Consider the following 13,393-nt stretch of genomic DNA (forward strand, 5'->3'; position numbering starts at 1 on the left):
GCGGCGCCCCGGCGACGCCCGATGCCGCGGCGGCGACCGGGGCGGCTCAGTCGGGCTCGCCCGGGAGCCTCAGGCGGCCGAGGGCCGCTTCCGCCGCCGCGAGCTCCGCCGCGATCTTCCGCAGCAGCTCGGCTTCCTCCCCCTGGAGCGAGATGTTCGGGACGAGCGCGTTCAAGGCCCGGCGGTTGTACGCGAGCCCGAGCGGCGAGCCCTTCTCGAGGTTCATCGCCATGGACTCGGCCAAGAGCGAGAGCGCCTCCCGGTGCAGCCCCTTCGCCGAGAGCACCTCCGCGAGCGCGGCCGTCGAGCGGGCCAGGCCGATGAGATCGCCGAGCGCCTCCTCGGCCTCGATCGCCGCGGTCAGGCGCTGCGTCGCGCGATCGAGGCGGCCCTTGCGGAGCTCCAGCCGGCCGATCGTCTCCCACACCCGGGCGATCTCCCGGGTGTCCCCGAGCTGCTTGTAGGTGCGCTCGGCGGCGAGCGCGTGATCGATCCCCATCGACAGGGCGTCGGACTCGCGCCCGGGCCGGGCGGGGACGTGGAGCGGGATCCGCGCGAAGAGGTGATCCGTCTCGGCCAGCTCGACGCGCGCCACCGGATCGACGCGGGCCCGCTCCTCGAAGACCCGGCGCGACTCGGTGAGGAGGTGCGTCGCCCGGACGGGATCGCCCATGCGCACGTAGACCGCCGCCTGATCGTTGAGCAGCCGGGCCGAGCCGAGCGCGTCCCCGGCGTCGAGCAGCAGGCGGCTCGCCGTCGTGAGCTCCTCGAGCGCGCGCTCCAGCGAGCGCATGTCGCCGAGGTCGTAGCAGACGCTCGCGATGAGCGCGGCGACCTCGGCGTGCAGCTCCGGCGGGTCGCCCTGCGTGAGGAGCGCCCGCGCGGCGTCGAGCACCTCGAGCGCGCCCGCGAGCGTGAACGCCGGATCCGGGCCGGCCGCCTGCCATTGCACCCGGGCGATGCCCGCGAGCGCGCCGATCCGGAGCCGCCGGCGCGCGGGGGTGGCCGGCAGGCCGTCGAGCAGCGCGAGCGCCTTCTGCCCGTAGCTCAGCGCCTGGGGATACGCGCCCATGGCGGCCGCCTCCGCCGCGGCCGCGCGGTAACGCCGCGCCGCCTCCTCGAGCTCGCCGGCCTCGGTCAGGTGGGCTGCCGCGCGCGCGTCGTGGGGCCGGCGTCCGGCGCTGGCCGCGGGGGCGCTCGGCGCCTCGGCGGGGTCGCGCTCCGGCGGGGCCGGGTGCACGGACACGCCGAGCGGCGCCGCGCCGCGCAGGGATTCGGCCGCCGCGCGCGCCGGGTCGACGCGCGCTCCGCCGGCGGCGTCGGCCGCCGGAGGCCGGAAGGACGGGCGGGAGCCGCCGGGAGACGACCGCTCGGATAGCGCGGCGGGGACGCGCAGCGCGGCCCCGCGGAGCGAGCGGCTCGGCTCGTCCGCCGGGGCGCCGGCGCCGCCGGGCACGAGATCGCGGGGGACCCGCACCGGCCCCGGGATGGGCGCGTCCAGCGAGTCGGGCGGGGCGTCGAACCGGACGGACTCGGGCGGCTCGGAGAGGCGGCGGCTCTCCGGGTTGCGGTGGAACAGCTCGGCGTAAGGCCATGGCGGGTTGCCCGGCCCGGCGGGCGCGATCGGCGTGGACCTGTCCTGGCCGACGCGGGGCGGCGCGCGCCGCGCGCTGCTCATGGACGGGCCGCCGACATAGGCCGCGACCGGCGGCGGCCGCAGCGTGTCCGCCGCGCGAGGTACCCCGCCGCGCGCCGCCGTGAGCGCGGCGTCGGCGCCCTTGTCCCGCTCGTCGGCGGCCGCCGCGCCGCTCGCCTCGGGGCCCTGCGACGCCGCGGCGGCGGGCGCGCCCGGCGATGCGGCGGTCGGCGGGGGCATCACCGCGCTCGTGCGCGGCGTCGCGACGGCGGGGATCGACGTGGACGACGGGGTGGTCGCGATCGGCGCCGCCGCGCCGGGCCTCGCCAGCCCGGCGGCCCGCGCGGCCACGTCGTCGCCGCGCGGCGCGGCGGTGGGAGCGGGCGGCGCGGGAGGCGCCGCGGCGAGGCCCGGCGCGGGGTCGGGCGCGGCGGTGCGCGGCTCGTGCGCGGCGGGAGCGTCCGGCGCGACCGGCTCCTCGCTGAGGAGCGTCGCGAGCCGCCGGTGCCACAGCCGCGCCAACGACGGGAGGATCGACCCGCGGAGCGCCTCGACGGTCGTCGGCGGGAGATGGAACCGGCCCTCGCCGCGGTCCTCGACCGGAACGCCGGCGTCGGCGGCGCGCTGCAGCGCCTCGAGCACGTCGACCGCGTCCACGCGGAGGAGCGCGGCGACGAGCTCGCTCTCGAACCCCGAGCCGACGATCGCGCCGGCCCGGAGCACCCGGAGCACCTCGCCGGGCAGCTCGCGCAGCGCGATCTGCGCCGGCGGCGGGGGCGCGCTCACGCTCGTCAGCGTGGTCGTCGCCTCCGGCGGCCGGAGGATCGCGTCGGGGCCGAGGGCGGCGCGCACCGCGTTGAGCAGCTCGCCGGCCGGGCCGGCGGGCGCGTGCAGGCGGAAGGACAGGACGAGCGCGACCCGGAGCGCCTCGGGGCGGGACATCACCCGCCGCAGCACGTCGAGCGAGGCGTGATCGGCGAGCTCCACCGCGTCGAAGACGATGGCCCACCTGCGATCGGTCTGCTGCGCGAGGCGGTTCGCGGTCTCGATGAACTCGACGTCGACCATCCGCTCGTGCACGTCGCCGAGGAGCCGGCGCCGGAGCCCCGAGACGACGCGGCTCCGCGCCTGATCGAGCAGCGGGGGCGCCCCGCCGACGAGCCGCTCGACCTTGGTCCTCACCTCGTGCAGCGGCCCCAGCGTCACCTCCGGCACGTCGCAGCGCACGCGCAGGATGCGCAGCCCGAGGTGGGACGGAGGCTCGCCGGGGACGATGTCGAGCAAGGCCGTGTGCCTGCCCTCAGAGACGCGCTGCCAAAGCTGTTCCACGGTCCGCTCCTTCCGTATGGCTCGCTCGGAGGCCTCGCACGACTGCGCCCGCTCTTTGTAGACGTTTCCCGTACCGCACGTCATGGGAATGGCAGCGTTTTCGCCGGGACCTCGCGGCGAGCGCGCCCGGTCGCGTCGTCGCGTCGTCGCGCGCGAGGGCGGGACGACGCGCGCGCCCGGGTCACGGCCGCCGGACGAACCTGTAGATCTCGCCGTCCTGCGAGAGCACGTAGAGCTCGCCGCGCGCGTCCTCCCCGAACGACGTCACGCGCGAGAGGGCGCCGTCGGGATCGAGGATCGGCTTCCAGTCGGTCGGCTCCGTCGCGCGCCCGTCCTTCCAGCGGAAGCTGCGGAGGATCGCGGTGCAGTAGTCCGCGTAGAAATAGAGCCCGTCGAGCTCCGGCAGCTCCGCGCCGCGGTAGACGAAGCCGCCCGTGATCGAGCAGCCGTCGTTGTGGGGGTACTCCAGGACCGGCGGCGTCAGCCCTTCGCGGCTGCAGGGGAGGTCGTGGAGGCAGTGCCCGTCCCCCTCGACCACGTTCCACCCGAAATTGTGGCCCGCGAGCCGGTCGACAGGCACGACGTGGACCTCCTCGTAGCGGTCCTGGCCGACGTCGGCGATGTACAGGTCGCCGGTCTTGCGGTCGAAGCTGTAGCGCCACGGGTTCCTGAGCCCGATCTGCACGATCTCCGGCGCGGGCCGCTCCTGCCCGTGGCCGTTCACGTCGAGCGCCAGCATCTTGCCGAGCAGCGAGCGCCGGTTCTGCCCGTGGCCGTGGGGATCGTCGCGCTTGCCGCCGTCGCCGGTGCCGACATAGAGCCTGCCGTCCGGCCCGAAGGCGAGGTGGCCGCCGTTGTGGTTCGAGTACGGCTGCGCGACGTGGAGCAGCTCGCGCGCCGTGGCCGGATCCGCGCGCTCGGGGTCGCCCTGCGCCGCGCGGTACTCGACGACGCGGGTGTCGCCGCGCCGATCGGTGTAGTTGACGAAGAAGCGCCCGTTCTCGGCGTAGCGCGGGTGGAACGCGAGCCCGAGGAGGCCTTGCTCTTCCCCGGTCGAGACGAGCGCAGAGACGTCGAGGAACGGCGTGCCCTGGGCGCGGCCGCCCGCAAGGACGCGGATCCGCCCGGGTTTCTCGACGACGAAGAGGCGCTCGCGCGCGTCGCCCGGCGCGAAGGTGAGCGCGACGGGCTGGTCGAGCCCGCGCGCGAACACGGAGAGCGTCACCGCGCGGGCGGCGTCCGCGGCCGGCGGCGGCGGCGGCGCGGGCGAGCCGCACGTGCAGCCGGGAGCGAGCGCCGCCGCGACGGCGGCGGCCGCGATGGGGCCGCGACCTAGTAGCCCCAGAGGAACTCCGCGCGGGCGAACGCCGTGAAGTAGCTCCCCGGACCGTCGCCCGCGCCGGGGAGGAGCAGCGTGTACTTGCCGGCGAAGCCCGCGGCGAACTGGCGGTTGAAGGCGTAGTCGATGCCGAACGGGACCGAGACCCCGAACTGCCCTCGGTGGCAGCTCGGCTGACCATACGAGCCGCACGGCGCGAGGCGCACGCTGTCGTAGGCGCCGGTCATGACGCCGATGTACGGCACCCACTGCAGGATATCGATGACGTAGGTGGCGCCGGCCGACGCGCCGAGGAACATGAGATCGCCCCCCGGGTGCGACGCGGTGTCGAGCTCGACGATCGCGTTGAAGGCGTCCGTGAGCCCGTAGGCGACGTGCAGGCCGCCGCCGAGCCCCGGGTACGTCCCGCCGTCCGCGAGGAGCGCGTACCCGATGCTGGCGCCTGCGTGCCATTGCCGTTCGAAGGCGTCGGCCCGCGAGGGGGCGAGGAGCGCGGCGAGCGCGAGCGCGGCGGCGGCGGTCAGCAGGGGGGCAGGGGAGCGTCTCATGGTCGGTGGCGGCGAGCAGCCCAGGGCGCCCCCGCGCCGAACCAGGGAGCGAGGGCGACGGCGGCGCGCGCCGGGCGCTCGAGGGGCGCGCGCGGCGCGAGGCTAGCACGCGCGCCGCGGGACATGCTCAGCGGAGCTGCTCGCGGCGGGGGGAGGCGCGGGACGCGCCCGCGTCCTCCTCCTCGAACTCCTCGGCGTAGACCCGCGCCGCGGGGTCGGCCGCGCCGTGGCCCGGATCGATGCGGAGCGAGGGCTGGGGGAAGCGGACGCCGGCCGCCCCCGAGACCCCGGGGAAGGTGTAGAGGATCTCGCCGCGATCGCCGATCTCGACGCCCACCTCGTCGGGGCGCTCCTTGGCGAGCTCGGTGAGCAGGGCGTCGGCCTCCGGGGCCGGCAGGTCGAGCGCGACGCCGACCTCCTGCGCGGTGAGCGGGCGGCGGCGGTGCGACGCGAGGGAGAAGATCGCCTGGGCCTGCGCGTCGCGGGAGGCCTTCACCCCGGACCGGGAGAGCTTCCGCCCGCTGATGAGGAGGAGCAGGCCGAGCGTCAGCGCGATGAACCCGATCGGCAAGCCGATCGCGAGCCCGGCGATCGAGCCCGGGAACAGCGCGGCCGCGCCCAGCCCGAGGAGCAGCGCCAGCGCGGTGCCCCCGATGAGGACCAGCCAGCCGAGCACGCCCGCGACGGCCCCGCCGACCGTGGACGGCTTCCCCGCCAGGCTGACCGATTTGCCCGCGAAGGGCAGGCGCTCCCGGCCGCACGCGGTGCAGTACGCCGCGAGCCCGCGGTGGATGACCGGCGCGTTCTTTCCGCAATGAGGACACATGAGGACTCTCTCCGCGAGCAGCTCTTCGCGAGCCAGGCTGTAGCGTAGGAACCGAGCTCCCCCACCGCCAGATGTACGATGATGTGCTCTCCAGGTTTTTCGGGGGCATGCCGCGGAACGCCGGCGCGGTGGGGGTCCGTCCCGGCGCGATGCGCCCGGCGCGCGGGCGTCAGAGGCCGAGGTAGCGCGCGATCTCGGCGCGGGCCGGGTCGGAGGCCACGGCGCGCAGGGCCTCGTACCGGCGTTGCCACGCGGCCGCGCTGCCGTCGTCTCCGCGCCACCGCGCCGCTTCGGCCCGGGCGAAGGCGACGTGGCGGAGCGAGAAGCGGGGGGCGTCGAGCGCGAGGAAGGCGTCGAGCCACACCTCGGCGTCCCCTTCGCCCTCGCCGAGCAGCTGCGCCGCGAGCGCGGCGTACGGGACGAGCGCGGGCGGCGCGTCGCCCCGGCGGCGGAGGGCGGCGTAGCGGAGCGCGCGGCGCGTGGCCGGCGGCGCGTCGCGCGCGGCGCTCCAGGCGGCGAGCGCGCGCGCGAACGCCGGCTGGTCGCCGCGCGCCCAGGGCGCGTCGAGGCGCGCGAAGCCGACCCAGGGCCACGCAGCCGAGAGGTCCGCCGGCAGCAGCGCGGGCGGGCCGCCCTGCCGGAGCGGCGAGCCGCCCTCGGAGGGGGCGAGGGCGAGCCGGGTCCACCGCGCGCGCGCCTCGAGCAGCGCGAGCCCGGCGAGCCCCGGCGGCGCGTCGACGGCGCCCGCCGCGCGCGCGGCCGCGGCCTCCTCGTCGGCGAGCACCGCCGCGTGCGCGGCGTCGAGCCGGCGCCCCAGCGAGGCGAGGAGCTCGGCTCGCTGCAGGTGCACGGCCGCGCGGAGGGCCGGCGGCGCGGCGGCGAGATCGACGCGCTCGATGAGGTCGAGCGCGCGCGGGCGATCGCCGGCGAGGGTCCACGCGCTGGATCGCGCGAGCGCGCGGGCCGCCTCCGGCGCGAGCTCCGGGGCGAGCGCGCCGAGGCGATCCAGGGCGTCGATCGCGCCGGGCGCGTCGCCCTCCAGGGCGAGCTCGCGCGCGGCCTTCAGCGCGAGGGATCCCGCGGCGGCGCGCAGGGCGTCGCCGTCGGACGGCGAGAGCTCGGGGGCGGCGGCCAGCTCGGCGGCGCGCGCCGCGGCGCGCGCGCGCAGCGAGCCGGCGACCACGGGCCTCGCGAGCCCGCGCTCCGGCAGCCAGTCGAGCGCGCGCAGCGAGCCCGCGCTCCGCGAGAGCGCCGCGCCGGCCGCCGCGCGCGCCGGGGCAGCGCCGGCTCCGGCGCCTCCGAGCACGACGGCGTCCGCGCCGGCCGTCTCGGTCCCGTCGCCCTCCGGCCGCGCGAGCGCGGCGGCCTCGATGGCGTCGAGCGCGCCGTCCTCCGCCAGCGCGACGGCGAGCAGATCGCCGCGGGCGTCCGGATCGAGCGCGTCGGCCGAGACGAGCAGGTCCCGGATCGCGCGCGCGGCGCGCCCCTTCGCGTCGGCGGCGTCGTCGCGGGCGGCGGCGAGGCGGGCGCGCTGCGCGAGCCGCGCCTCCACGGCGTCGGCCACGCCGGCCTCAGGGGCCTCCGGCATCGGCGGGGGCTCCACGCCCGCCCGGGCAGCGCAGGCGACGAGGACGGCGCGGACCTCGCCCCAGTTGCGCGCCATGCCCGCGTGGCGCTTCGAGGCCCGGTCGTCCTGGGTCAGCGTCAGGAGCTCGGCGCCGCGCTTCGCGTCCGCGCTCGTGCCGAGGCAGAGGATCGCGGCGATCGTCGTGCGCAGATCCTCGTCGCGGGGGTCCATCCCCGCGTAGCCGTTCGCGATCGCGAGCGCGCGCGGCAGGTCGCCCTCGGCGAGCGCCGCGCGGAGGGTCTGCACGCGCACGTGCCAGTCGGGCCAGCGATCCGGCTGCCCGAGGAGCGCGCGGCGGTCGCCGAGCCGCGCCGCCTCGCGCGCGAGGCTCGGCGCGCCGCGCGAGGGCCCCAGCTCGTCGAACGCGATGCGCCTGGAGCCGGCGGCGACCGTGGCCTCGGCCGTCGCCACCGCCTCGGTCGCCCTGGCGAGCGCCGCGCCGTCCGGCCGGCCGACGGCGGCGTCGACGTACTCGGCGATCGCGGCGCGCACGCCGAGCTCCTCGGCCAGCGCGCTCGCCGCGCCGTAGGTCCACGGCAGCCGCGACGGCAGCGCGAACCAGCGGATTTCGGGCCGGCAGTCGGGGAGCGCGGGGCCGCGCGGCGCCTCGATCGACGCGAGGCACGCCGCGGCGCTGCGCCTGCCGGCGAAGACCACCGCGACGGGCGCGAGGAGCACGAACACGAAGAGCGCCACGGCCGCCGTGGCGAGCACCAGGACGAGGGCGCGCTGCCAGCGCGGCCGCGGGGCCGCGGCGCCGCGGTGCGGGAGGGAGCCGTCGCCTTCACGGGGCCGTGTCGTGGGCTGCGCGCGCACGGGACCGCTATTAGCCCACGGCACGGCCGAGCGACACTGCCTCGGCGGCGCGGCCCGCGGCGTCGGCCGCGCCGCCCGCCGCGTCGCGCCGGCGCGCGGCGCTACGGAGCGCTGTGGCTCTCGCCGGCCGCGGCGTCCGGGGCGAGCAGCGCCCCGGCGAGATCGGCGACCGCCGACAGATCCTCGACGCGGTCGACCTCGAGCTCGAGCCCGCGGGCGAGCTGCGGCGCGCTGGCGAGGGCGACCTCGGCGACGGTGAGCGTCCTCCCGGTGAGCTGGTGGAGCGACGTCACGCCGTGCTCGCGGATGCCGCAGGGCACGATCAGCTCGAACGCCCTGAGGTCTACCGCGATGTTGAACGCGAAGCCGTGCATGGTGAGCCAGCGCGAGAGGCGCACGCCGATCGCGCCGAGCTTGGCGAGCTCGCCCGCCCACGCGGAGCCGCCCCACTGCTCCGGGGCCGCGCGATCGACCCAGACGCCGATCATCCCGTCGACCACGCCGGCCTCGACGTAGTGCTCGCGCGCGAGCAGGATCATCACCTCCGCGAGCGACCGCACGTACCTGCGCACGTCGCACCGGTCCGGGCGGAGATCGAGCAGCGGGTAGCACACGAGCTGGCCGGGGCCGTGGTAGGTGACGTCGCCCCCGCGGCCCGTCGCGACGAGGTCGATGTCGCGCTCGTTCAGCGCGCCGGAGTCGAGCAGCACGTTCTCCGGGTTCGCCCGCGGGCCGAGCGTGATGACGGGGTCGTGCTCCAGGAGCAGGATCGTGTCGCCGATGCGCCCCTCGGCGCGCGCCTCGACGAGCTGCTTCTGCAGATCGTGGATCGGGGCGTAGCGGCGCCGGCCGATCCACACGGCGCGCGCGCGCCGCGGCTTCGGCGGCCCGAGCTCGGCGCCCTGGTCTCGCGGGGGCTCTAGGAGATCGCGGAGCGAGGTGGTCGGCATGGTCTACTCCGGGACCTTCTCGCCGTGCGCGCGCCGCTCGTCGCGGTAGGCCTCGATGTGCGTCGTGAAGCTCGCCGCGACCTCGGGGTCGAACTGCGAGCCCGAGCACCGCTCGATCTCGGCCACCGCGACCTCGTGCGGGAGCGCCCGGCGGTACGAGCGGTCGCTCGTCATCGCGTCGTACGTGTCGGCCACCGAGATGATGCGCGCGATGATCGGGATCTCGTTGCCCCGCATCCGGAGCGGGTAGCCGCGCCCGTCCCAGCGCTCGTGGTGCAGGTGAACGCCGGGGATGAGCGGGTGCAGGAACTTGATCGGATCGAGGATGTCGCGCCCGTAGACGGGGTGCCGCTTGAACACCTCGTACTCGTCGTTCGTGAGCTTGCCCGGCTTGTTCAGGTTGAGCACGCACCCGATCTTGCCGATGTCGTGCATGAGTGCGCTCTGCCGGACGATCTCGATCTCGTGCGGGCCGAGGCCGAGCCGCTGCGCGAGCATCACCGCGTAGACGGCGACCCGATCCGAGTGACCCGCGGTGTAGCGGTCCATCTTGTCGATGGCCTTGGCGAGCCCCTCGATCGTCTGCTGGAACGTCGCCTGGAGGTCCTGGTAGAGGCGCGCGTTCTCGATCGCCGCCGCGGCGCGCGAGCCGATGATGCTGAGGAGCTTGCGCTGCCCCTCGTCGAAGCGCTTCGTCCGCGTGAACGACGCGACGGCGACGAAGCCCATGAGCCGCTTCTGGATGCGGAGCGGCACCGCGACCAGCGACTGGAGCGGCAGCGACGGCTCCGCCGCGAAGAACCTGAGCCCCTTCATGCCCTGCTCGAGGAGCAGCGCCTCGGGGCGGAAATGATCGAGCACGAGCGCCGGATCGAGCCTCCCGAGATCGGCCTCCGGCGGGAGCGACGGGCTGCGGAGGTGCTGCCGCTCGAAGAAGCTCCCCTCGCCGTCGTCGAGCCAGGTCGAGATGAGATCGCCGCGCACCTCGTGCAGGCAGCTGTCCGCGACGGTCTCGAGCACCTGGTCGAGCGAGAGGCTCGCCGCGATCGCCTCGCTCACCTTGTAGAGCGACACCGCCTCGCGCAGCCGGATGTTCTCGGCGGCCATCCGCTGCTTCTCGATGCCGCGCTGGACCACGTGCACCACCTCGTCCAGCTTGAACGGCTTGAGCACGTAGTCGTAGGCGCCGCGCTTCATGGCGTCGATCGCGGTCTCGACGGTGCCGAAGCCCGTCATGATGACCGTGAGCGCGTTCGGCGCGGTCTTGCCGATCTCGTCCAGCAGCGCGATGCCGCCCATCCGCGGCATCTTGAGGTCGCTGATCACGAGGTCGTAATGACCCTTCGTGAGCTCGCTCAGCGCGCTGGTGCCGTCCTCCGCAGTGCGGACGTAGTAGCCCTCCATGCCGAGGAAGTCGGCCAGCATGTCGCGGATCACCTTCTCGTCGTCCACGACGAGGATGCGAGGGCGGTCTTCTGGAAACGTGGACATGCGGCCGGCAAGCCTACCAGATCCGCTCGCAGCCCATCGGTCCAAGGTGGGCGGGTCGGGCACACGGACGGACCCGCGCCCCGCGAGGACCGGTCGACCCTGAGGCGCTCAGGTAAGGCGGACGGCGTCGCGGGTAGGGGAGCGACGCGGCCGCCGACCGCGCGCGAGGTGGTCGCGGCGGGAGCGCCGCGGCCGCCGACCGCGACCGTGGCGGCCGGCCGCCTGCGTGCGCGGGACGGCGGCGCGGGCCGCTCAGTCCTCGTCGCCGGTCGAGATGATGGGGTGCCGGATGGTCCGGGGCGACTCGTCCAGATCCGGGACGCGGATCGAGATGGGCCCGGGGCTGCGGATGGAGGGGGGCGGCGCGGACTCGGCGTCCTCGGTGCGCAGCGGGATCATCCTGCTGCTCGGAGCGGGCTCGTCCGTGGCCGTCGTCAGCACCGCGACGGCCCGCTGCTCGCCGAGGGCGTGCTTCTGCTCGAGGAAGCGCAGGACCGACGGGCCGGTCGAGCGCTCGAGCGCCGAGCGCAGGTCGCCGGGCAGCGTCGACTCGATGATCATCTTCACGCCCGTGCGGGGGTGCTCGATCTCGATGCGCACGAGGTGCACGAACGAGCGGTCGAGCCCGTGCTTCTCCTCGAAGTAGCGGTTCGTGGGCACGTGGCCGTAGCGCTCGTCGCCGAGGATCGGGTGGCCGATCGCGGCGAGGTGCCGCCGGATCTGGTGCGTGCGCCCGCCGTCCGGGATGACGCGGAGGATCGAGTGGCCCGAGGCGACGGCGAGGCGGCGGTACCGCGTGCGCGCGGTGTACGTGCGCGTCCCCTCGCGGAGATCGCGGGTGATCGCGCCCTTGCCCGGGGTCACGCCCTTGGCCGCGGCGAGGTAGATGAGGCGCCCCGTCTTCGTGAGCGCCTCGCCCCAGCGCGCCGCTGCCTCCTCGTTTCGCGCGAGCATGACCAGGCCGCTCGTGCCCGGATCCAGCGCGTGCACGACCACGGGCGTCGTGGTGTTGCCCGGGATGCGGGCGCATCGGGCGAGCAGCGAGCCGAGGTACTCGGGCTGCGGCGCCACCGGCTCGTGCGGGCCCTTCTCGACGACAAGCACGCCGTCGTCGTCGTAGATGACCTTCGGCGCCGGCGGGGGCGTCCTCCGGAGGGCGGCGATCGTCTCGATCTCCTCCGTGAGCGGGATCATGTCGAGCGGCGTGAGCTCCGTCGACGAGTACCCGAGGCGGCAGAAGTGATCGAGGTCGCGCGCGAGCGTGTCGGGATCGCACGAGACGTAGACGAGCAGCGGCGCGCCGAGGCGCGCGATCGCCTCGCGCGCGGTCGGGGAGACGCCGCGGCGCGGCGGGTTCACCACGATGCCGTCGAACTTCTCCGAGCCGTTGACGAGCGAGCTCACGATCTCCGAGACGTCGCCGGTGCGCACCTCCACGCGCTGGCTCAGCCCCTGGGCCTCGGCCGCCGCGCGGGCGTTCGCCGCCGCGGGCGCGAAGGACTCGACCATCAGGACGCGGTTGCCGCCCTGCGCCAGGGCGAGCGAGATCGCGCCCGAGCCGCCGTACAGATCGAGGATGCGCGGCGGCTCCTTGCGCCGGGACGCCGGGCCCATCGGGGCCTCGCCCTCGATCACGGGCCCGTCGTTCTCGAGCGACGCGATCTCGCGGAGCAGGAGGGCGTGCACGCGCGCGGCCTGCGAGCGGTGCGCCTGCACGAACGAGCCGAACGCGGCGACGTGGTAGGTCTGCCCGATCCGGTCCTCCGCGTGCGAGACGCCGTCGAGCACGATCGTCTCGGGGCCGAGGATCTGCGGCGCCTCCGCGTCGTGGAAGTTCGCCGCGACGCCGATGACGCGGGGGAGCATCGGGCGGATGGCGCGGCCTGCCTCGCGCAGCTCGTCGCGCGTGCACGCGCGCTCGCGCTGGAGGACGAACGTGATCAGCACGAACGCCGGGTTGTCCTCGGTCGCGCCCATCTCCGCGTAGAGCGGCGTGCCGGGCGCGAGGTGGACCTCGCGCAGGTCGAGGGCGCGGAGCACGCCGCCGCGCGCCGGATCGTACGGCAAGAGCAGCGGCCGGACCTCCGGCGGCGGGGACGCGATCAGCTCGCGGAGCCGCGAGGTCACCGCCGCGAGGGCCGGGGCGAGGACCCGGCAGCCCGGGATGTCGACGACCTCGTGATGCCCTGTGCGGCCGTAGAGCCCGATCGCGCCGGAGGGGGCGACGATGAGCTTCGCTCGGCCGCGATAGCCGGTGATCGGATCAGCCGGGATGACCGGGCTCGTCTGGAGCAGCTCGAGCGACGGGTAGTGCGCGGCCGCGGACACGACCCTCGCGCGCTTCGTGCTGAGCTGCTCTGCGTAATCGCCCGCGATGAGCGGACAGCCCGCGCACTCGACCGAGTGCACGCACTCGATCAACGTGTTCGGGATCTCGCCTGCCTTCAATGTGCGCCGCACGGGCCCGGACAAAACGCCGCCGCCCGATCCCTCTGCGCCGGTGCTCTCGCCCAGCCCGTGCGGTTCTTCGATACCTGCGCCGGAAGCCATTCCGGGGGAGCTTACAGGGGCTCTCGGCCAGCGTCGAAGGTGTAAAGAGAAGTCCGTCGAGCTTTTCGTCTGCAGCGCTTCGACGTTCCGGGCGCGCTCGGGATCCCCGAAAAGCCCCGTGTCTCCCCGGCGGCCTGCGCGAGCGCCCGGACGGCGGGCCGTCCAGGCCGCGTTCGCTCCGTCGAGGCGGCCCGAGCCGAGGTAAGGAGCGGCGCGAGGCGCCGCCACATTGGCGCCCGCGCCGCTCCTTCCCTCGGGCCGCCGTGCCGTTCGCGACATCC

Annotated in this window: 8 protein-coding genes; all 8 read right to left on the reverse strand. The window is 75.8% G+C overall.

What is annotated here, in order from left to right; genetic code table 11:
* Positions 1-46: 46 nt before the first annotated feature.
* Complete coding sequence (locus tag WMF26_RS15165; RefSeq protein WP_438000907.1) at positions 47-2,965, reverse strand: hypothetical protein; 2,919 nt, start codon at positions 2,963-2,965, stop codon at positions 47-49.
* A 181-nt stretch (positions 2,966-3,146) separates the two neighbouring features.
* Positions 3,147-4,190 carry a PQQ-dependent sugar dehydrogenase gene (locus WMF26_RS15170; protein WP_438000908.1) on the reverse strand — a complete coding sequence of 348 codons (1,044 nt, stop codon included), beginning with the start codon at positions 4,188-4,190 and terminating at the stop codon, positions 3,147-3,149.
* A 107-nt stretch (positions 4,191-4,297) separates the two neighbouring features.
* A complete protein-coding gene (locus WMF26_RS15175; protein WP_061621744.1) occupies positions 4,298-4,852 on the reverse strand; it encodes a hypothetical protein in 555 nt (184 codons plus the stop codon).
* A 127-nt stretch (positions 4,853-4,979) separates the two neighbouring features.
* Positions 4,980-5,678, reverse strand: a complete 699-nt coding sequence (locus WMF26_RS15180; protein WP_438000909.1) for a hypothetical protein — start codon at positions 5,676-5,678, stop codon at positions 4,980-4,982.
* A gap of 169 nt (positions 5,679-5,847) precedes the next feature.
* On the reverse strand, positions 5,848-8,121 hold the full coding sequence (locus WMF26_RS15185) for a hypothetical protein (RefSeq protein ID WP_438000910.1): 2,274 nt from the start codon (positions 8,119-8,121) through the stop codon (positions 5,848-5,850).
* Positions 8,122-8,222: 101 nt separating this feature from the next.
* Positions 8,223-9,071 (reverse strand): lipoyl(octanoyl) transferase LipB, encoded by an 849-nt coding sequence (lipB, locus tag WMF26_RS15190; RefSeq protein WP_438000911.1) that lies wholly within the window; start codon positions 9,069-9,071, stop codon positions 8,223-8,225.
* 3 nt (positions 9,072-9,074) lie between these two features.
* On the reverse strand, positions 9,075-10,562 hold the full coding sequence (locus tag WMF26_RS15195; RefSeq protein ID WP_437561950.1) for an HD domain-containing phosphohydrolase: 1,488 nt from the start codon (positions 10,560-10,562) through the stop codon (positions 9,075-9,077).
* Positions 10,563-10,814: 252 nt separating this feature from the next.
* Positions 10,815-13,022 (reverse strand): pseudouridine synthase, encoded by a 2,208-nt coding sequence (locus WMF26_RS15200; protein WP_438000912.1) that lies wholly within the window; start codon positions 13,020-13,022, stop codon positions 10,815-10,817.
* Positions 13,023-13,393: the final 371 nt, after the last annotated feature.

This window comes from Sorangium sp. So ce185 (assembly GCF_051526825.1).
GTDB classification, from domain to species: domain Bacteria; phylum Myxococcota_A; class Polyangia; order Polyangiales; family Polyangiaceae; genus Sorangium; species Sorangium cellulosum_D.